Below are 20,896 nucleotides of genomic sequence, written 5' to 3'. Positions count from 1 at the left end.
GATGAAATGATTATTGAAAAAGTTGTCGCGCATATCGATCAAATCGATCCAGATGTTCTAGCGAAGACACATAAAGAAAAAGTATTGATGGAAAGTAGTGACCTAGTGAAAAGAATTAATCGGGTCACAACTGATCATGGGAAAGAAATTGGCATTCGCTTAACGGAAGCAAAAGATTTGCGAGCAGGCGATGTACTTTATATGGATGAAAAAAATATGATCATAATAGAGGTTTTTCCGGATGATTTATTAATTATTCAACCTCGAAGTATGCATGAAATGGGAACAATTGCACATCAACTAGGAAATAGACATTTACCAGCTCAATTTGAGGAAGACCAAATGCTTGTTCAATATGACTATTTGGTAGAAGAGTTGTTGGAACAGCTTGAAATTCCTTTTACACGAGACAGGCGCAAAGTGAAACAAGCCTTCCGTCATATTGGGCATAGTCATGACTAACATGTTGTCTTTGCTTCAATTATGCGATTCCAATTTGCCAACGGGCAGCTTTAGTCACTCGTTTGGACTAGAAACGTATATACAAGAAAATAAAGTTTTGGATAAAGAGAGCTTTTCGAAATGGTTAAAAATGTATTTAGATGAGCAACTCGTCTACTCAGACGGGCTTGCTTGTCGACTTGTCTACGAGGCATTAGTGGATAATGATTATCAAAAGATATGGGATTTAGACCGACGTATTACGGTTCAAAACTTGTCTCGAGAAACGAGGGAAGGTGCGCATAAAATGGGTGAGCGAATGCTTACTTTAGGAGTAGATTTATACACTAGTTCATTGTTAGAAATGTATAAAGAACGGGTGTCAAAAGATTTATCATTTGCGCATTCTGCAATTGTATTTTCCATTATTGCTTTTCAATTGGACATTCCAAAAAAAATAGGGATTTCGGCATATCTTTATTCCTCAATATCTAGTTTAGTTCAAAATGCAGTTCGTGGAATTCCACTTGGTCAAACAGCTGGACAGCAGTTACTGCGAGATTTTCAATCATATATTGAAGAAGCTGTGAATAAAATAGGTTATCTGTCAGAAGAGGATTTTGGAGCAGTAGCACCGGGTCTAGAAATAGCACAAATGAAACATGAAAGAGTGAATATCCGAATATTCATGTCTTGACCTTATTCAGCGGTTGCTAAATAAAGTGGAATTTGATTAGGAAGGACGTCTTGGAGTATGGAACCGATTAAAATTGGAGTTGGTGGACCAGTAGGTGCTGGTAAAACAATGCTAGTAGAAAAATTAACGCGCCATATGGCAGATGAGATTAGCATGGCAGCGATAACGAACGATATTTATACAAAAGAAGATGCAAAGTTTTTAATGACAAATGGAGTTCTTCCAGAAGATCGTATTATTGGGGTTGAGACTGGTGGATGTCCTCATACAGCAATTCGGGAAGATACTTCTATGAACTCTGCTGCGATTGAAGAATTGAAAAAACTACATCCCGACCTGGATCTAATTTTTGTTGAAAGTGGTGGTGATAACTTAGCTGCAACATTTAGCCCAGAACTAGTAGATTTTTCTATTTATATAATTGATGTGGCTCAAGGAGAAAAGATCCCACGAAAAGGTGGACAAGGAATGATTAAATCGGATTTGTTTATTATTAATAAAATTGATTTAGCGCCTTATGTTCATGCCAACTTAGATGTTATGGCATCGGATACGAAAGTATTTCGTGGCAATAAGCCATTTATCTTTACTAACTTGCAAGACAACACTGGTTTAGATGAGGTAATCGACTGGATTAAGAAAAACGTTTTATTGACAGGGTTGAAATAAAATGAAAAGTTGGACAGGGATACTACAGCTTGTGATGGAGAAGAAGAACGAAAAAACGATCACAAAAAGTGTTTTCTATGAGGGTGCATTAAAAGTAATGCGCCCGATTTATCTAGATAATTCAGGGCAGGCGTGTTTTTACATGTTGAATCCCGGGGGTGGTTACGTAGGCGGTGACCGCTATCGAATAGAAGTTACACTTGAGGAAGAAGCGGAATTAGTATTAACTACACAATCGGCGACAAAAGTGTATAAAACATTGAGTGCTCCTGTCTTACAGGAGACAGAAATTATCTTGAAAAAGGGTAGTATTCTTGAATACATTCCCGATCCATTAATTGCCTATCGAGAGGCAAAATATCATCAGCATACGGTGATTAGAATGGAGAAAGGATCGACACTTCTTTATATAGATATCTTAACGCCAGGTTGGTCCCCGGATGGTGAATGGTTTAAATACGATCACTTACAGTTGAAAAATGAAATATATTTGGAGGATCAGTTAGTAGCATTCGATCATTTAATGCTTCAACCTGCCAAATCACAAGTAAATGATATTGGTTTTATGGAAAGTTATACGCATTTAGGTTCGATGATCGTTGTCAGCGAACATTGCTCACAGCATTTTCTAAATTTGTTATATGAAAAGGTAGAGCCTCATATCGGGAATTGTAAAATGGGTATGTCGATGTTGTCTGTGCCAGGATTCACACTCCGAATTCTAGCATCCTCTACACAACAAATAGAAGAAATACTAGCGATTTGTACATCTTTTATTCGACAAGAGTGGTTTGCTAAAAAAGCTTTATCCTTAAGAAAATATTGAAAGTCATAGATATATATATAATGATAAAGGGGATGCATGAGTGGATGTAACGTTATTTTCAATATTATCAATAGGTTTTATACTTGGTATTAAGCATGCCATCGAGCCGGATCATGTGATTGCGGTATCAACGATTGCAAGTAAAAGTAAAAAACTTTGGCAGTCTACGTTAGCAGGTGTTTTTTGGGGAATTGGACATACTGCAACGTTATTAGTTGTTGGTCTTATTTTAATCGTTATGAAAAATGAAATTTCGGATAGAATGTCTATGTCTCTTGAATTTGTCGTTGGAATTATGCTTGTCTATTTAGGAATTATGAATATTATTAATTTCCGCAAGAAAAAGCAACATACACACCTGCAAAATGAACAAACGAGTAACAAAACGTCTTACTTAAAGTCAACCGCTATTGGTCTAGTTCATGGTTTAGCAGGAAGCGCAGCAATGGTGTTATTGACGATGACGATTGTGAATTCCGTTTGGGAGGCTGCCGTTTATATTTTAGTTTTTGGAGCAGGGACTATTTTAGGAATGTTGTTCTTTACAACAATACTGGGTATTCCATTTGTATTCAGTTCCCAAAAATATAATGTGAATCGAGTTTTAGCATTGTCTGCTGGTGGAATTAGTTTAGTTTTCGGTATTTACTATATGTATAATTTGGGCGTAACAGAGGGATTATTCTCCCTTTGGATTTAATTTTTTCATGAATTCTATTAAGTAGGGACTAGACTAATAAAGGGGATATAATACTCCTCTCTTTAGTCTTTTTTTTGCATTAATTTCGGAACGCTCGGAAACAAAGACTGTATACTTACATTCTTCCACGTATTTCTTTATAATAGAAGCAAATAGAAGTGAACTTGAAAGGATCGCAATAGATGAAATATGAACGTATAATTTATTCGGAACAAGAGACCGAGGCACTAGCCCAACAACTATCGGCACTCCTACAGACTAGTGATGTGCTCACTCTAGAGGGAGATCTAGGAGCAGGCAAAACCACCTTTACGAAAAGCGTTGCAAAAGGCTTGGGAATCACGCGTAATGTAAATAGCCCAACGTTCACTATTTTAAAACAATATGAAGGAAGAATCCCTTTAAATCATCTAGACGTGTACCGTTTGGCAGATAGCGATGAGGATTTAGGTTGGGACGAGTTGTTTTATGGGGATGCAGTGAGCATTATCGAGTGGGCTAATATAATAGAAGAAGATTTGCCGACAGAGCGTTTGGCGATTCAAATACTACGCTTAGAGGACGATAAGCGAAAGTTTACGTTTGAGCCTTTAGGCAAACGATATGAACAATTATGCGAGGAGCTTTTTGAATGATTTGGTTAGGAATAGATACATCACATACGCCGCTTGCAGTAGCTATTGTAAAGGACAATCAAGTGATTGCAGAGTATAAATCATCCCTTAAAATTACGCATTCGATTGGAACGATGCCTGCAATTGAAGAAATATTGAAAAAAGCGGACATCAAACCTGGAGAAATTGATGCGATTGCCGTTGCAAAAGGTCCTGGTTCTTATACAGGAGTGCGAATCGGTGTGACAATAGGGAAGACACTTGCATGGACACTAAATATTCCTATTTTTTCGGTGTCTAGTTTACATGTGTTAGCTGGAAATGTACCGCATTTTCCGGGTGTTGTTTGTGCGATTATGGATGCAAGGCGCGGCAATGTATTTGCGGGCATTTATACGAACAGTGAAGTAGTAAAGGAAGCACATATGTCGTTAGTAGAGCTACTTAAAACTGTAGATGAAATGGGACAACCGGTTTTATTTGTAGGAATGGACGTTGCAATTCATTGGGGGCAAATAAAAGAAGTACTTGGGGATAAAGTGCATCGTCCAAATGCAGCATTCGATTTGCCAAGTGCAGCGGTTTTAATAGAACTTGCGAAAAAGGAAGAACCAGCTGACGTGCATATGACAGTGCCTGAATATTTGCGCGTGACAGAAGCAGAAGCAAACTGGATGAAAGAGCAGAAGAAAAATGGAAACTAATCAACTAATAACGTATCGAAAAATGGCAATGGAAGATATCGATCAAGTGCTTTTAATAGAAGAAGAAGCTTTTTCGACTCCTTGGACCAGAGAAGCATTTGAACATGAAATGACGACCAATTTGTATTCGCATTATATTGTGGCGGAGACAGAAACAAAAGAGATTATTGGCTACTGCGGCATGTGGCTCGTCATGGATGAAAGTCATATCACAAATGTAGCGGTTGTGGAACGTATGCGCGGACATAAAATTGGCGAAGGTTTAATGCGTGAAGCAATTCGAGTAGTGCTAGAACAAAATGTGGTGCTTATGACATTGGAAGTAAGGGTAACAAATGACATTGCGAAGAATTTATATCATAAATTAGGATTCCAAGACGGCGGCATACGAAAAAACTATTATACAGATACGCAGGAGGATGCGCTTGTGATGTGGGTGGAATTTAAATGACAAAAGATCAATATATTTTAGGAATAGAAACAAGCTGTGATGAAACAGCAGCATCCATCGTGAAAAATGGGCATGAGATTATATCTAATGTGGTCGCTTCTCAAATTGAAAGCCATAAGCGCTTTGGTGGAGTTGTCCCAGAAATTGCTTCAAGACATCATGTAGAACAAATTACAATTGTTATTGAAGAAGCATTGAAACAAGCGGATATGTCGCCAAAAGATTTGGATGCAGTAGCAGTTACAGAAGGACCAGGACTTGTAGGAGCGCTTTTAATTGGAATAAATGCAGCAAAAGCTTTTTCCTTTGCAAACGGTCTTCCACTTGTTGGCGTGCATCATATTGCCGGTCATATTTATGCGAATGCACTTGTGCAGCCAATGGAATTTCCGCTTCTTGCATTAGTTGTTTCAGGAGGACATACCGAACTTGTACTAATGAAAGCTGACGGGCAGTTTGAATTAATCGGCGAAACGCGAGATGATGCTGCTGGTGAAGCATACGATAAAGTGGCTCGTGTATTGAATCTTCCATACCCTGGTGGTCCTCATATTGATCGACTGGCAAATGAAAGTGACGGTGCAGTGGCATTTCCAAGAGCTTGGCTCGAAGAAGGATCATATGATTTTAGTTTCAGTGGTTTGAAATCAGCGGTTATTAATTATCAACATAATGCGGAGCAGCGCGGAGAAGAAATCAATCCCAACCATTTAGCAGCTGGTTTTCAACAAAGTGTAGTGGAAGTGTTAACGGCAAAAACGTTAAGAGCAGCCCGTGAGTTCAATGTAAAGCAAGTCATCGCTGCAGGTGGGGTTGCTGCGAATAAAGGACTACGCCGTGCGCTCGAAGAAACATTTGCAAAAGAAAATATTCCATTTTATGTTCCACCAATCTCACTGTGCACAGATAATGCAGCAATGATTGCGGCAGCAGGTACCTCTATGTTTTCCGCAGGGAAAACAGGAGATTTGTCGATGAATGGTCGACCAGGGATGGAACTTCATAATTGGTAAACGGAATCCTCTTTTCTTCGACAAGAAAAGGGGATTTTTTAACAGGGTTTTTTTCGATTGTCAAGAGAGAACATTCGTACTTATACACAATCTGTGGATAAGTTGTGTATAACTATTGCTGTTTCAATATATAGTGTCTTTTTTATACACAATTCCGTAGATGTTAAACTCTCAAATCTGTGGATAGTGTGTATAAGTCTGTTGATATGTTGCTATTACTCATTTTTTGATGTGAATAAATTTGTGGAAAAAGATTAGGTGAAAAAAGGGGGTTGACCAACATATATGGGCAAGAATCGACAAATTGTTATGCCGCTATGTTCGACATATTTTAAGGCTTATATGCAAAAACGTCCTTTTTAATATGGAAATATGCTAACTAGGTGCAATTATTTACACTAAATATCACTTCGAGACCAATTTGCTACTAGCCGAGACCAGGTTATTCATATACTTGTGGACTCAACGAAAAAAGACACCCTTTATGGGTATCTTTTTAATTTGAAGCTATTTCTTCTAATAGCTCTTGCAATTCCAGCCATTCATTCGACAGATCATCTTGTTTTACTTTCAATTCATCCAATTCAAGTTGTAAATGTTGGACCGCTTCGTGATCTTGGAAAATTACTGGATCGCAAAGCTTTTCTTCTATAGAAGCTATTTCTGAATCCACTTTTGGAATTTGTGATTCTAGTTCTTCCAATTGGCGTCGGAGTTGGCGTTCTTTCTTCTTCGCTTCTTTATCAATCGTTGAAGTACTTGTCTTAACGACAACCGTTTTTTCAATGACTGCATTTTCTAATGCAAGTTCTTCAAGCTCTTCTATCTTTTCTAGGTAGTAATCATAATCACCTAAGAAAAGAGCAGAGCTGTCTTTTGATAACTCAATAACTTTTGTAGCGATTCTATTAATAAAGTAACGGTCATGCGACACGAAAAGAATTGTTCCAGGAAACTCTAGTAAGGCATTTTCAAGAACTTCCTTACTATCTAAGTCTAAATGGTTGGTAGGCTCATCTAGCACTAATGTGTTCGCTTTTAATAGCATTAACTTAGCTAGGGCAAGTCTTGCTTTTTCTCCACCAGATAACGTAGAAACTGTTTTTTGCACATCATCTCCGCTAAAAAGGAAACGTCCCAATACAGAGCGGACATCCTTTTCATTCATCAGTGGCCATTCATCCCACAATTCTAGTAGCACTGTTTTATTGCCGGTTAGAGCTGCTTGTTCTTGGTCGTAGTACCCAAATTGGACATTTGTTCCGTATTGAATCTTACCGCCGGCAGTATCAAGTTGTTTCATTAGGGTTTTCAGCAAGGTAGATTTACCAACGCCATTTGGCCCGACAAGCGCAATACGGTCTTGTTTATAAACAGAAAACGAAATATTGGTAGAGACCGTTTTATTTGGATATCCGACAGAAACTTCTTCCAGTCGAAGTACGTCGTTTCCGCTTGGACGGTCAATTATAAAGCCAAAGTTAGCTGATTTTTCTTCGCCGTCTGGTGAATCCATCCAGTCTGTTTTTTCAATTACCTTACGTCTCGACTGTGCCATTTTCGTTGTAGAGGCACGTGCTAAATTCTTGTTGACGAAGTCTTCCAACTTCGCTTTTTCCTCTTGTTGTCGTTCATACATTTTTTTATCTCGTTCGTAGTTTTTTGCTTTTTGATCTAGGTAGCTGCTGTAATTACCAACATATCTTGCTACATTATGTCGAGAAACTTCATATACAAAATTCACTACTTGATCTAAAAAGTAGCGGTCATGCGAAACGATTAGAATCGCACCACTATAGTTTTTTAAATAATTTTCTAAAAAGTTTAATGTAGCTATATCTAAATGATTGGTAGGCTCATCCAAAATAAGTAAGTCGGGTTTGCTAAGCAACATTTTCGCAAGTGCAAGTCTTGTCTTTTGACCGCCAGATAATGCTTGCACAGGCTTATCGTAATCTTCAGGGAAGAACTGCATCCCGTGAAGGATAGAGCGAATGTCAGATTCGAATCGATAACCGCCTGCTTCATTAAAAGCAAGTTGAAGCTCGTCGTATGTACCGGCTACTCGAGCATAAACTTCTGAATCTTCGTATACGGAAGGATCGGCCATTTGTGATTCTAATGAACGAAGCTCTTTTTCGGAGTCGATTAGATGACCGAAGATGGACTTCATTTCCTCCCAAATGGAGAGCTTTGACTCCAGTCCAGCATGTTGTTCTAGATAGCCTAATCGAATGTTTTTGGGCATAATAATATCGCCGGAATCATACGACATTTCACCAGCAATTATTTTAAGTAAAGTAGATTTTCCAGCACCGTTTCGGCCGACGAGTGCGACCCGATCCCGGTCTTGAACCTCTAACTTAACGTTTGTTAATATATCTTCCCCGTTAAAGGACTTTGTTACTTGATTGACTTGTAAAACAATCACGATGATTCGCACCTCAATTCTCTCTTAAGTGTAATAGATAGGGGTTGTCGTTGCAACGCTATAGCTTTATAATGAGGTGAATGTTTAGTAAGTTAAAATCAATTCGTTCCAATGAAATAGGAGTGTTTTTATGAAACCTGAACCACCGAAAATTCCTCAAGCAACAACGAAAAGACTTCCTTTATATTATAGATTTTTACAAAGTTTTCACAACGCTGGACATAAAAGAGTCTCATCTCAAGAATTAAGTGATGCGATGAAAATAGATTCTGCAACAATCCGAAGAGATTTTTCTCATTTTGGTGCTCTAGGTAAAAAAGGTTATGGATATGATGTTGCTAACTTACTTGAGTTTTTTCGGAAGACACTAGATCAGGATGAAGCGGCAAATGTTGCGCTAATTGGGGTTGGTAGTTTAGGTACTGCATTTCTCAAATATAACTTTCAAAAAAACCATAATACGAAAATTGTTGTTGCCTTCGATACAAAGGCCCCAGTAGAAGGAATGATGAAAAGTGATATTCCAGTTTTTAATCCTAGTGTAATGGAAGAGAAGTTGCTAGAGTATGGCATTGAGTTAGTGATATGCACCGTTCCAAGTCGCTCTGCACAGGAAGTTGCTGATCGATTAGCAAAAACGGAAATAACAGGTATTTTGAATTTTACTCCAGTGAGGTTAAATGTTCCAGATACAATTCGTGTACATACAATTGATTTATCTGTAGAAGTACAAACACTTATTTATCTCATACGCAATAAAAGTATTGAATAACTCATAAACAAAAGCCTTCCACCAAATCTAATTGGTAGAAGGCTTTTCTGATGACTTGTTTCAACTTGCCCGGAGCTCACTTGTGATTTTCTTTCATTTCTTCAGTGCATATTGGTGTATGTTTCGAGAAATTTTTGTATTGCTTCACCGTAAAATTGGAAGAGCACAACAAACCCATTTAATAGCATATGGGAGATTATCGAAGCCATAATACGCTTCGTCTTGTGATAAATGAAAGCGAATATAAACCCCGATACCGCATATAGTAGGATGTGCGTAAAGTCGAAGTGGATAATTCCAAACACTATTGCACTGACCGCAGCGGCAACAAAAAAATTCGTTTTTGGCAATAAAGAACCAAAAATGAGGCGACGAAAAATTAACTCTTCTAAAATAGGTGCAAATAAAACAATGGAGAAAATAGCCAGTGGAACCGCGTGTGCAATTTCGATGAACTGCGCAGTATTTTCGGAACCAGGTTCAACCCCTAATTTTATTTCGATATTCGCTGCAACCCCTTGACCTAATAAAACAAGGAAGAATCCCAGAACTCCCCATCCAACTGTCTTCCCAAGTGGTGACGGCTTTCCTTTCAATGGAGTCAAGAAATCATCATTTTTTCTAACTAAAAGGAGCGTAATAAGCGTTGCAACCCCCATGCTTATGAATACCCACCAACCATAAGAAAGAAGAACAGGGTTTTCAAAGTCCCTGGAAACAAATAACTTATGTAAAAGTGGTGTAAATATAGCCCCAGAAAGCTGCATAACGCAGTAAACAATTAAAATATACAAGCCTGTTTTTTGTTGTTTCATATGATTTAATTCCTCTCAAGAAAACAATTCTCTTTCATTGTATAGGAAATAAAAGATAAAAAGAAAAAATTAGCCTTCTCGCTTGCAAAATGTTCTGTGATTAATTATCATTATAAGTGTGTTAGCACTCAAAGAGTGAGAGTGCTAATAATATCAAATTCAACTATTTTAGGGAGGTAGTTTCACTTGTTAAGACCATTAGGTGATCGTATCGTAATCGAATTAATCGAAGCTGAGGAAAAAACAGCATCTGGCATCGTACTTCCAGACTCTGCTAAAGAGAAGCCACAAGAAGGAAAAGTAATAGCTGTCGGTACTGGACGAGTACTTGAAAACGGCGCTCGCGTTGAATTAGACGTGAAAGAAGGAGACCGTATCATCTTCTCTAAATATGCAGGTACTGAAGTAAAATATGAAAATAACGAATATTTAATATTACGCGAAAGCGATGTTCTAGCTGTAATAGGCTAATAAAAACTAAACAATAATTAGGAGGTAAAAAAACATGGCAAAAGAAATTAAGTTCAGTGAAGACGCTCGTAGTGCAATGCTACGTGGAGTGGATAAACTTGCGGATGCAGTTAAAGTAACACTTGGACCAAAAGGACGTAATGTAGTTCTTGAGAAAAAATTTGGTTCACCACTTATTACAAATGATGGTGTGACGATTGCAAAAGATATTGAATTAGAAGATGCATTTGAAAACATGGGTGCAAAATTGGTTGCAGAAGTTGCATCTAAAACAAATGATATCGCTGGTGACGGTACAACAACTGCTACTGTATTAGCGCAATCGATGATTCGTGAAGGATTAAAAAACGTAACAGCTGGTGCAAATCCTGTTGGAATTCGTAAAGGGATCGACCTTGCAGTTGCTGCAGCAATTACAGAGCTAAAAGCAATCTCTAAAGAAATCGAAGGCAAGGAGTCTATCGCTCAAGTTGCGGCTATTTCTTCAGGGGACTCTGAAGTTGGCGAATTAATCGCTGAAGCAATGGAACGCGTTGGTAACGACGGTGTTATTACCATTGAAGAGTCTAAAGGTTTCACAACTGAGCTTGATGTAGTAGAAGGTATGCAATTCGATCGTGGATACGCATCTGCATATATGGCAACTAATACAGATAAAATGGAAGCAGTACTTGATAATCCATATATCTTAATTACAGATAAAAAAATCTCTAGCATTCAAGAAATCCTTCCAGTTCTTGAGCAAGTTGTACAACAAGGTAAACCACTTTTACTAATCTCTGAGGACGTAGAAGGGGAAGCGTTAGCAACTCTAGTTGTAAACAAATTACGCGGAACTTTCAATGCTGTAGCTGTTAAAGCTCCAGGATTTGGAGATCGTCGTAAAGCAATGCTTGAAGATATCGCAATCCTAACTGGCGCTGAAGTAATTACAGAAGATTTAGGATTAGAATTAAAATCTACTGACATTTCACAATTAGGACGTGCTTCTAAAGTTGTTGTAACAAAAGACAATACAACAATCGTTGAAGGTAACGGAGAATCAGAACGCATTGCTAGCCGTGTAGCTCAAATCCGTTCTCAATTAGAAGAAACAACTTCTGAATTCGACAAAGAAAAACTACAAGAACGCCTTGCAAAACTTGCTGGTGGAGTAGCTGTAGTGAAAGTCGGAGCAGCAACTGAAACAGAACTAAAAGAACGTAAACTTCGCATCGAAGACGCACTGAACGCAACTCGCGCAGCTGTTGAAGAAGGTATCGTATCTGGTGGTGGTACTGCACTAGTAAACGTATACAACAAAGTAGCAGAACTTGCTGAAACACAAGAAGGCGACGTAGCAACTGGACTTAAAATTGTACTTCGTGCACTAGAAGAACCAGTTCGCCAAATAGCTAACAACGCAGGTCTAGAAGGTTCTATCGTTGTTGACCGCCTAAAACGCGAAGAAATCGGTATCGGTTTCAACGCAGCAACAGGCGAATGGGTGAACATGATGGAAGCTGGTATCGTAGATCCAACGAAAGTAACTCGTTCAGCACTTCAAAACGCTGCATCTGTAGCAGCATTATTCTTGACTACAGAAGCGGTAGTAGCAGACATCCCAGAAAAAGGCGGCGCAGGAATGGGCATGCCTGACATGGGTGGAATGGGCGGCATGATGTAATTCTTTTTACATCGCTTTCTGTGAAGCTGTGTAATTCACAATTAATTAGTAAAGATATAACCACTTCTCAAAATTAGAGAGGTGGTTATTTTTTATGCTTTTGAAATTTGCTTATCAAGATTTTTTAGAGGATAGGAAGTTTAAGAACACAACGCAGACCAATATTGGAAACTATGAGAGAACGTTAGGGCTGTTTATAGACCACTGCCTAGAGCTAGGTGTAATTAACATTGAAGACGTTGGTCAAAGCCATGTACGTAACTACCTAATCAATTGTCAGGAGAGAGGGAACAAGCCAAGTACAATTAATACAAAAATAATGAGAATCCGAGCATTCTTCAATTACCTTATCGAAGAAAAAATAGTAAGTGAAAATATGGCTCGTAAGGTTAGGTTGCAAAAAGAAGATGTGAAAATTGATGTTTTTACAGATGAACAGATATATCAAATGTTGGCTTACTATCGAAGTTTAAGACGAAAGGAGAAGAGTTACTTCAGTTATCGTGGCTACTTATTGATTATGCTTTTACTTGGAACAGGAGTGAGACGGAAGGAAGCAATAAATCTCAAATGGTCAGATATTGATATGCCAAATGTAACAATGAGTGTCTACGGTAAAAACCGCCAGTATGAGGTAGTGTTTTTGACTGAGAAGCTTATAAAGGAACTTTCTGTATATAAAGTTTTTTGTAAGAATCATTTTGGAGAAGAAAATGAATATGTGTTCTTGAATCGTGATAATACTCCCATGACAGACAACTCCATTATGCTCATGTTTAAGAACTTACAAAAGCAAATGAATTTTAAGGACGTAAGGGTGAGTCCACATACTTTTAGGCATACGTTTTGTCATCGACTTGCAATGAGTGGTATGTCAGCCTTTGCAATTCAAAAGATGATGCGACATAAAAATATCAATGTCACAATGCGATATGTAGCGATGTGGGGAAATGAACTTAAAGAACAGAATGATAAACATAATCCATTGAAAAACTTAAATATATAAAGAAAACAATTAAGTAGTAATTATGCAAAAAAAGCTATCAATACAAAAGTTTAAATCTTAAGAATCCAGTCTTCCACTAGATTGGGTTCTTTTTTATATTGTCTAAAGGAACAAATTGAACTAAAGAGCTAGTCTCATAACTAACTACCAGAAGCTATTAGAATGAATTTTAAGCCTTCTGTTTAGTGAATTGATAAATATATTCACCGATAATCTTTGTTACTTGCAACGCTTAATATGTAGATTTATATGGTTTCAGTGCTATAATTTAGTTATAGACCATTTTTTGTAAATCTTTTGTATCATTTTACCTTTTTTAATTGCTTTTTATTAGCGTGATACATACAATTAGTACTAGGAGACGTAAGGGAATATGAATAAAAGATAGTCAAAAAATAGGGAGTGGCGAAAAAATGGATAATCAAGTTCTAATTAAAGAATTTGTAAAAGATGAAAAAGGCAAAAAATAATGTTAACTGCAACTACTTTGAGTGAAGAAGGTTTAAGCATACAATATGACTTTTTAGAAATGTATTTAAATATGCTTACAGAGCAACCTGATTATGGAATTATTTTTAAAGATGAACGAACTTACACAATTGAAACTCCTAAGTATATTGTAAGGGTAGCTATATTAGATTCAAGTGATTATTGCTTTTATACAATTAATAAAAAGACGGAACAGCTTGGGAACTATAGTAGAGCTCTGGGATACAATGCATTTTGTAATAAACTCGAAAAATTTATTTGATATTAAATTCGATATTGTTAAAAATTCTTATTATTAATATGTGAAAAAAATGTATGTAATAATAAACGTTTTTTTCACGATGAACATGAATAAAATGTATATTATTACATACATTTCATTCATAGTTTACAGAAATACACTAAATAAAGAAATACACAGTATAGTTCGATTAACTAATTATAAAAAAACTAAGAGAAGGAGCAAACTATGAGTAGAGAAGAAAATTTTATTATTATTTATGATAAATTTATCACAGAAGGAGAAGAGGTACATTTAATAATTGAAGAATTATATCTTTATGGATTATTAAGGAAAAAGGAAAACTTAGAAGGATTCACAGAGACGAGTATGTTATTTATAAATCAAAGTTCACCAATCCAGTTTGCCTCAGATAAACAAAGAGTAAATAAAAAAATTAAGGAACTTCTAATATCTTTACAATCTAAAAGAATTATCAAAATTACAGATGTAGATGGGGTAATATTAAATAATTTTAAACCATCAGATTTATTAAAAATAGATTTTATCAAATTTGAAAGTGGGTTTACAAAAGTTTCTATTAGTAAAATTAATGATTGTACAACCATGAGCGACTTTTATGTTTATTGTGGGGTTGCTAGATGGATAAATAGCGGTAAAGGTTATTTCAATTCATCATATGGTAGATGGGGTAAGATTCTTCATCTTTCAAAACGTCATGCAATTGATATAGTTAATAAAGCAATAGAAAATAAAATTATTTATAAAAATATTGGTGATTATGTAGATAGTGAAAGTGGGGGACAGAAACAACAAAAGTTGAATCAATATTCTATAACTCCATTCCCTTACAGTGAGAAAACTGTACAGACAAAGATACAAGAATCCGAAGTAGCAAATGAAGAATTTCATTCCAATAGAATAAACAGTGATATTGAATTAATCCAATTGCTTGAAGTGACTAAAGTATTTCGGACGTATAAAGACGATAATATGAAAAATATTTATCCATTAGTTGAAGATTATGTATTTTTCTTATTACAACTAAAGAAACTAGAAAATAAACAACCGACTAAGAGTGAAAAGAAATTCATTGAAATTGCAGAAAAACGTATTGACCGTATGAAAAACAACAAGAAATTTAATGCAGATTTCGATAAAGCAAAAATAAAAGTAAAAGCAATGGGAGAAGCAAAATATAATTCTAGTGATAATAATACAGAAGACCAAAAACAAGTTCAAACAACAATGGATTTGTTAAACGAGATGCTTCAAAATAGTAGTATCGATGAAATATTTGGAACTAGTAAATCATGAAAATCATCCCTTTAAAAGCTTTACAATTTATTTAATAAATAAAGCACTAGTTGTCCAAAAGAAGTGTATTAGCATTAACTAAAATAAAGATTACAAAATAAAACACGAACTTAGACCCTAATAAAATTAAGGTCTTTTTTTGTGATTCAATAAAAAGATTTTATTCGAATAGTGCTGGTACTTCTACACACTAAAAGTATAATTTTAAAGAAGCAATCTAAATAGTTGACTTTTTATAAAATCATTAAGTTTCATTAAAATTTCATTTTGTTTTTATCATTTGTATTTTCAGGTTGGAAAATGCATTTTCATTGTGGATAAATAGGGTGTATGACCTCTATTTAGAAGTATTGTAAACGCTATACTAAAGTGAGCAATTTTCCACAAATAAGATTGAGCAGTTCTCCTCTAAATCAACCACTTCCTTTATACTGAATTGTGTAAATGGAAAGTGGGGAATCTGGAGTGACAAGGTTTATGGTTTATACGAAAATTTATGAATTATATGCAATGGGCTTTTCGAAGTCTGCAATTGCGAGAAAGTTAAGTATTTCTAGAAATACCGTTGCTAAATATTTAAAGAATACATCGGAGGAATTTGAAGAGTACCTACTCTCTTTGCAAACCCGTAAAAAGAAGTTAGATCCCTATCGGGATATCATTCTTGCATGGCTAAAAAGGTACCCTGATCTAAGTGGCGCACAGGTCTATGATTGGTTGAAAGAGAAACAAGATATTAGCGAAGAAGATATAGCTGAGAATACGACAAGAAATTATGTAAATGAACTACGTGTTGCATATCATATACCAAAAGTGTCAGAACAGAGAGTTTATGCAGCTGTCCCAGATAGTCCTATGGGTTTTCAAGGACAAGTAGATTTCGGTCAAGATCTTGTAACTGCTTATGACGGAACAAAAAAAAGACTTTATTTTGTCGGGTTTGTATTATCTCATTCTAGGTTTAAATACATTGAATTCTTAGATAGACCTTTCCGTACAACAGATTTAGTTCGTTGTCATGAGAATGCTTTTGAGTTTTTTGGAGGAATGCCCGAAGAATTGGTTTATGACCAAGACGCTTTACTCGCAGTAAGTGAAAATGCTGGTGATTTATTATTTACAAAGGAATTTGATAACTACCGAAAATTAAGGAAGTTTAACATTTATTTATGTAGAAAAAGCGATCCAGAATCTAAAGGTAAAATTGAACAAGTAGTTAAATTTGTAAAGCATAACTTCATGAAAAATCGTGAGTTCCAAGACATTCATTTGTGGAATCAACAAGCTATTCAATGGCTAGGGAGAACTGGAAATTACAAAGTACACCATAATACAAAAAAGAGACCTTCTTTAGTGCACACTGTCGAAAAGCTGCACCTAAGAAAAATCTCTTCCAAATTCTCCTTCGAGAATTCCCTTACAGAAAGTATAACAAGAACTATTCAAAAGGACAATATCATACGCTTTGAATCCAATCGCTATTCTGTACCTGTAGGTACTTACGATGCAAAAACTAAAAATGTGGCGTATTTAGAAGTATCTATAGATGGATATTTAGACATTCGATTACAGATAGGTGGTCCACCAATTGCAAGACATTTAGTTAGTAGTTTAAAGGGTCAATTAATTTATGATCCGTCTCATCATAAGAAACCTAGCTCAAAGAAAACACTTTTGAGAGAGGAAATTGAGCTTGCATTTTCTAACCAGGAATTAATTACTTGGTTCTTGGACGAATTGAATAAGAAGTATCCAAGACACTTGGTAGATCAGTTTAAAGTATTACAAATGGTCATTCGAAATCATCCAGACTACCTAGAAGAAGCGCTAGAAACAGTAAAAACTTTAAATATGATTAGTGCAAATGATTTTAGAGATATAGCTTTTACGTTACATAAAGAGTCAGAATCGCAAACAAAACAAGTAAGTGTAGAGTCATCAAAATATCAAAAATACAAGGCTGCAGAACGATCAGAAGATTACTATATTCGGTTATTATCTGGAGGTAAAAGATCATGACTTCTCCAATCGAATTATTGCAAGATAAATGTAGAACTTTGAGACTCGCTGAGACTGCAAAAGAGCTTCCCGCTCTTTTGCGCAATGCCGAATCCAACAGTTGGACTTATCACGAATTTATCAACGAACTACTCACTCATGAAACAGCGTGCCGAGAAAAAAAGACTGTTCAACGTTTAATGCAATGGGCAGACTTTCCCTACCAAAAGACATTAGCTGATTATCGGCTGGAAGAACAAAATGTGATTGGTGAAAGACAGTTTAAATTGTTAAAAGACCTTAACTGGATTGAAGAAATGTTTACACTGATTATAATGGGTCCCCCAGGGACCGGAAAAACACTATTGTCTGTGGGATTAGGCACTTTAGCCATTGAAAATGGATATCAGGTTTCTTTTGTCTCGATGGGAGAGCTTATCTACATTTTGAAAAGCCGTGACTATGTTAGTAAATCAAAAACACGATATAAACGAATTTCAACATCCGAATTAATCATTATTGATGATGTAATGTATATGACTGTAGATCCGAAAGAGGCAAGCTTATTCTTTCAATTTATATACGATATGTATGACAAATCTGCGTTTATATTAACGTCAAATAAAGGGCCAAATGAATGGGGTAAATTTTTAGGGGACACTTCTTTAACCACAGCTATATTAGATCGACTCCTTCATAGAAGTGAGGTAATATCCTTCGGAGAGGACGAAGAAAGTTTAAGAATGAAGTACAGAAAAACTTTGTTTCCCGAAGTAAGTGCTCAAACTTAATTGTGGAAAATTGATTAATCTTATTTTGTGAAAACTGCTCAATTCTACTTGACGGTTACAAGTATTGAGTTGACGGTGAAGTTTAGCAATGCTTCTTGATATAGGAAAAGAATATGGTTAATGATGAGTACAAACAATTTATTATAGAAAAAATTAACGAATTAAATAATAGAGGAAACGAATAATGATAAATGTGTATAGACCTTAATTGTTGATATGCTTTTTTATACAGAAGTATCTTTAGTAACATGTGTATTGATTTCCTGTTAATTATCGAGGGCACAACAATTTAATGAATCTACTTATGACGAAAACCCTTATATATCCATTATTTTCTGCAATCTGCTCCTCAAATATCTCACTTTTATCGAAGTAGATTAGTACTCGAGAGGTTTTAAGTTTATTAGCTAGTCGAAAAATCCCTAATAATCTAATGTTTTGGGTAAACGAATATAGTATTTTCCGCTTCGATAGGAGTCGATGGAGGAATATTGGTATTGTGACATATCGTATTTGGATTCTTTTTGATACTGTTCTAATAAGAATATTAGCAAGTAAAAGTATATGAAGCAGTTGTTGTTAGTGGTGAAAGGCTATGTTAAAGTTAATGGTTGATTTTGTATAGAAAAATGAACCTGTTTTAGAATTTACAAGCTCATTTTTCCCTGTCTTTTTTTACTAAAGCACCCGTTAGTTTAAGAAGAATGCTCTGTTAACGTAAAAGGATATCGAAAACCAAAAAAAAAATTACATGTTAAATTCCTTTCTTTTGACTTATTGAACAACCGCTATCCTTAACGACAGAAGGATGGAATATACTCACAGACTATTTTTAACTATTTCTATAAATTTTTGCACAAGTAAGCTATGCTTCTCAGCTTTTCTTGTGCAAATAGCGATTTTATGTGTGATATGTATATCCTGTACATACACTCTGGCCAATTGGCCATTATCTACATACTCTCGAACAGCGAGCGATGAAATAAAACTTGCACCATATCCAGCCATTACAGAACGAATTGTTTCATTAATCCCACTAAATTGAAGTGAGATTTTTGGTGATCTTACTTGGTGGGTTTGGCATAAAGAAAAAAGGTGTTCTCTCATAGAACTTCCTTCTTCACGCATAATAAATGATTCTTTAACCATCTCCACTAACGAAATATTTTTATTAGCAAACGGATGAGCAGTAGATACAACAAACCAAAGTTCATCTTCAAATAACTCTTCCCACGTTACTTCCTCTGGTCTTTCCGATACTCCACCCCCATAAATAGCAATATCGGCTTTATAATGTATGAGTTGCTCAAATGCATCTTTCGTATTGGCAGTTGTAATGACAAAATTGACATCTTCATTTGCACTTTTAAACGTAGCTGCCCATTTAGGTATTAAAAAGTTTGCAGGTAGATACGTAGCAACAATTTGAATTGTTCCTGCCTTGGCAAGTCGATAATCCTCAATAAAAGATTCGATATGCTCTTCAAGAGTAACAAGATTTTTTGCTTTTTCTGCTAATGCTTCCCCGAAATCAGTTAATACAACACCTCGCCCCTGTTGCTTAAATAACGGAACTCCAATTTCATGTTCAAATTTTCTAATTTGGCTAGAAACTGCAGGTTGACTAATACACATTAAGTTGGCTGCCTTTGTGAAACTACCTGTACTCGCTACTTGATAAAACAATTTTAAACCATGTAAATTCATGATTTCACCCCTATCTATAACCTAAAGTTATGGAATCATAATATTAATATATTTTTATTATGATTTATTTTATCATATACTTTTGTTGGAAGAATAAAAAATAAAATGGAAAAGAGGTTACCATTATGCTGAATAACGTTTGGAAAGATGTAGATGAATATTTTATTGATAAACTAATACCATCTGATGTAACACTTGAAGGAGTATTGCAAGCTAATAAAGAGGCTGGTATTCCAGAAATTGATGTCTCACCAACACAAGGTAAACTTCTATACCTATTGGCTAAAATTAAAGGAGCTAAAAACATATTAGAAATCGGTACTCTAGGTGGATATAGTAGTATATGGCTTGCACGTGCACTCCCTGAAACTGGTAAAGTATATACACTTGAAATTGAACCGGAGTATGCAAAAGTAGCTATAAAAAATATTCAGAATGCAGGCTGTACGAGTAAAGTCGAAGTCATAGTAGGAAAAGCATTAGAAACCTTGCCTACCCTTAAAGAAAAAGGTACATTCTTTGACTTAATTTTTATTGATGCAGATAAACCCAATAATCCTCATTACTTAAAATGGGCATTAGAATTAGCGAATAACGGGGCACTGATAATTAGTGATAATGTCGTTCGAAACGGTGAAGTTATTGACGAAAGAAGTGAGGATGACCGCGTACAAGGTGTACGTAAATTTATGGATATATTAGAAACAGAACCTCGTATTGAATCTACAGCTATACAAACGGTTGGCAATAAAGGATACGATGGTTTTGTGATAAGTATCGTAAAATAAAGCAGAAGGCTGTGTCAATATTAATTTGACGCAGCCTTCTATCATCTATTTTCCAGCCACTACTAACTCTTCCTTTAAACGTGTAATAGCTATCCTAGTAGTCACTTCCCTCTTTTTATATCCAAATTTTAACACGCTGCATATTAAACTAACCGTTAGTAATAGGTAAGCATTTGATGTTATCTCCAGCTTTTCCCCTACTCCGCACGGAACGTGCCAGTTTCCAAGCATTCCGCGTTCCATCTAGCGATGGTATTATTAATTATAAGTTTCAAGTTACTCATGTTGA

Annotated in this window: 22 protein-coding genes; 18 read left to right on the top strand and 4 right to left on the bottom strand. The window is 35.8% G+C overall.

The genetic code is table 11. The features are described from left to right. Nucleotides 1-6 precede the first annotated feature (6 nt). From ureE to tsaD, 9 genes are all read left to right on the top strand, one after another. Nucleotides 7-462, top strand: a complete 456-nt coding sequence (gene ureE, locus PB01_RS17310) for an urease accessory protein UreE (RefSeq protein ID WP_151701335.1) — start codon at nucleotides 7-9, stop codon at nucleotides 460-462. After that, nucleotides 455-1,138, top strand: coding sequence for an urease accessory protein UreF (locus tag PB01_RS17305; protein ID WP_151701334.1), 684 nt, complete (start codon nucleotides 455-457; stop codon nucleotides 1,136-1,138). The genes ureE and PB01_RS17305 overlap by 8 nt, the downstream gene beginning before the upstream one ends. Nucleotides 1,139-1,195: 57 nt before the next feature. Further along, a complete protein-coding gene (ureG, locus tag PB01_RS17300) occupies nucleotides 1,196-1,807 on the top strand; it encodes an urease accessory protein UreG (RefSeq protein ID WP_151701333.1) in 612 nt (203 codons plus the stop codon). Between the two features lies 1 nt (nucleotide 1,808). Beyond that, complete coding sequence (locus PB01_RS17295) at nucleotides 1,809-2,633, top strand: urease accessory protein UreD (protein WP_151701332.1); 825 nt, start codon at nucleotides 1,809-1,811, stop codon at nucleotides 2,631-2,633. Nucleotides 2,634-2,673: 40 nt separating this feature from the next. Next, complete coding sequence (locus PB01_RS17290; protein ID WP_151701331.1) at nucleotides 2,674-3,333, top strand: HoxN/HupN/NixA family nickel/cobalt transporter; 660 nt, start codon at nucleotides 2,674-2,676, stop codon at nucleotides 3,331-3,333. Nucleotides 3,334-3,515: 182 nt separating this feature from the next. Beyond that, a complete protein-coding gene (tsaE, locus tag PB01_RS17285) occupies nucleotides 3,516-3,968 on the top strand; it encodes a tRNA (adenosine(37)-N6)-threonylcarbamoyltransferase complex ATPase subunit type 1 TsaE (RefSeq protein ID WP_151701330.1) in 453 nt (150 codons plus the stop codon). Continuing rightward, the gene (tsaB, locus tag PB01_RS17280; protein WP_151701329.1) at nucleotides 3,965-4,651 is read left to right on the top strand and encodes a tRNA (adenosine(37)-N6)-threonylcarbamoyltransferase complex dimerization subunit type 1 TsaB; all 687 of its coding nucleotides are present in this window, start codon (nucleotides 3,965-3,967) and stop codon (nucleotides 4,649-4,651) included. Before tsaE ends, tsaB begins: the two co-directional genes overlap by 4 nt. Beyond that, nucleotides 4,641-5,102, top strand: a complete 462-nt coding sequence (gene rimI, locus PB01_RS17275; protein WP_151701328.1) for a ribosomal protein S18-alanine N-acetyltransferase — start codon at nucleotides 4,641-4,643, stop codon at nucleotides 5,100-5,102. The genes tsaB and rimI overlap by 11 nt, the downstream gene beginning before the upstream one ends. Then, nucleotides 5,099-6,115: a tRNA (adenosine(37)-N6)-threonylcarbamoyltransferase complex transferase subunit TsaD gene (tsaD, locus tag PB01_RS17270; RefSeq protein WP_151701327.1), complete on the top strand. Its 1,017-nt coding sequence runs from the start codon at nucleotides 5,099-5,101 to the stop codon at nucleotides 6,113-6,115. Before rimI ends, tsaD begins: the two co-directional genes overlap by 4 nt. Before the next feature lie 496 nt (nucleotides 6,116-6,611). Here the strand turns inward: tsaD and PB01_RS17265 are convergent, their stop codons facing one another. Beyond that, nucleotides 6,612-8,546 carry an ABC-F family ATP-binding cassette domain-containing protein gene (locus PB01_RS17265; protein ID WP_151701326.1) on the bottom strand — a complete coding sequence of 645 codons (1,935 nt, stop codon included), beginning with the start codon at nucleotides 8,544-8,546 and terminating at the stop codon, nucleotides 6,612-6,614. Between the two features lie 130 nt (nucleotides 8,547-8,676). Between PB01_RS17265 and PB01_RS17260 the strand changes: the two genes are divergently transcribed. Beyond that, nucleotides 8,677-9,318, top strand: coding sequence for a redox-sensing transcriptional repressor Rex (locus PB01_RS17260; RefSeq protein ID WP_151701325.1), 642 nt, complete (start codon nucleotides 8,677-8,679; stop codon nucleotides 9,316-9,318). A 101-nt stretch (nucleotides 9,319-9,419) separates the two neighbouring features. On the opposite strand, the gene PB01_RS17255 is transcribed toward PB01_RS17260, so the two are convergent. Beyond that, a complete protein-coding gene (locus PB01_RS17255; protein ID WP_151701324.1) occupies nucleotides 9,420-10,133 on the bottom strand; it encodes a CPBP family intramembrane glutamic endopeptidase in 714 nt (237 codons plus the stop codon). 186 nt (nucleotides 10,134-10,319) lie between these two features. Here PB01_RS17255 and groES point away from each other — a divergent pair, with 186 nt between their 5' ends. From groES to istB, 7 genes are all read left to right on the top strand, one after another. Further along, entirely contained in the window at nucleotides 10,320-10,604 is a 285-nt protein-coding gene (gene groES / locus PB01_RS17250; protein WP_151701323.1) for a co-chaperone GroES, read from the top strand. Nucleotides 10,605-10,638: 34 nt separating this feature from the next. Further along, nucleotides 10,639-12,270 (top strand): chaperonin GroEL, encoded by a 1,632-nt coding sequence (gene groL / locus PB01_RS17245; RefSeq protein WP_151701322.1) that lies wholly within the window; start codon nucleotides 10,639-10,641, stop codon nucleotides 12,268-12,270. A gap of 94 nt (nucleotides 12,271-12,364) precedes the next feature. Continuing rightward, on the top strand, nucleotides 12,365-13,276 hold the full coding sequence (locus PB01_RS17240; RefSeq protein WP_151701321.1) for a tyrosine-type recombinase/integrase: 912 nt from the start codon (nucleotides 12,365-12,367) through the stop codon (nucleotides 13,274-13,276). A gap of 469 nt (nucleotides 13,277-13,745) precedes the next feature. Continuing rightward, nucleotides 13,746-14,027, top strand: a complete 282-nt coding sequence (locus PB01_RS17235; RefSeq protein ID WP_151701320.1) for a hypothetical protein — start codon at nucleotides 13,746-13,748, stop codon at nucleotides 14,025-14,027. Nucleotides 14,028-14,234: 207 nt separating this feature from the next. After that, nucleotides 14,235-15,323 carry a hypothetical protein gene (locus PB01_RS17230; RefSeq protein ID WP_151701319.1) on the top strand — a complete coding sequence of 363 codons (1,089 nt, stop codon included), beginning with the start codon at nucleotides 14,235-14,237 and terminating at the stop codon, nucleotides 15,321-15,323. Nucleotides 15,324-15,788: 465 nt separating this feature from the next. Continuing rightward, nucleotides 15,789-17,342 carry an IS21 family transposase gene (istA, locus tag PB01_RS17225; protein WP_318837479.1) on the top strand — a complete coding sequence of 518 codons (1,554 nt, stop codon included), beginning with the start codon at nucleotides 15,789-15,791 and terminating at the stop codon, nucleotides 17,340-17,342. Next, nucleotides 17,339-18,112: an IS21-like element helper ATPase IstB gene (istB, locus tag PB01_RS17220; protein WP_151701318.1), complete on the top strand. Its 774-nt coding sequence runs from the start codon at nucleotides 17,339-17,341 to the stop codon at nucleotides 18,110-18,112. The genes istA and istB overlap by 4 nt, the downstream gene beginning before the upstream one ends. An 819-nt stretch (nucleotides 18,113-18,931) precedes the next feature. Here istB and PB01_RS17215 read toward each other — a convergent pair. Further along, nucleotides 18,932-19,819: a LysR family transcriptional regulator gene (locus tag PB01_RS17215; RefSeq protein ID WP_151701317.1), complete on the bottom strand. Its 888-nt coding sequence runs from the start codon at nucleotides 19,817-19,819 to the stop codon at nucleotides 18,932-18,934. Nucleotides 19,820-19,944: 125 nt separating this feature from the next. Between PB01_RS17215 and PB01_RS17210 the strand changes: the two genes are divergently transcribed. Further along, a complete protein-coding gene (locus PB01_RS17210; RefSeq protein WP_192797388.1) occupies nucleotides 19,945-20,607 on the top strand; it encodes an O-methyltransferase in 663 nt (220 codons plus the stop codon). Between the two features lie 45 nt (nucleotides 20,608-20,652). Here PB01_RS17210 and PB01_RS21545 read toward each other — a convergent pair whose 3' ends face one another. Continuing rightward, a complete protein-coding gene (locus PB01_RS21545; RefSeq protein ID WP_225986089.1) occupies nucleotides 20,653-20,838 on the bottom strand; it encodes a hypothetical protein in 186 nt (61 codons plus the stop codon). Between the last annotated feature and the right edge of the window lie 58 nt (nucleotides 20,839-20,896).

The organism is Psychrobacillus glaciei (assembly GCF_008973485.1).
Classification (GTDB): Bacteria; Bacillota; Bacilli; order Bacillales_A; family Planococcaceae; genus Psychrobacillus; species Psychrobacillus glaciei.
The sequence above is the reverse complement of the archived record's forward strand: the minus strand, read 5'-3'. Positions and strand labels throughout refer to the sequence as shown.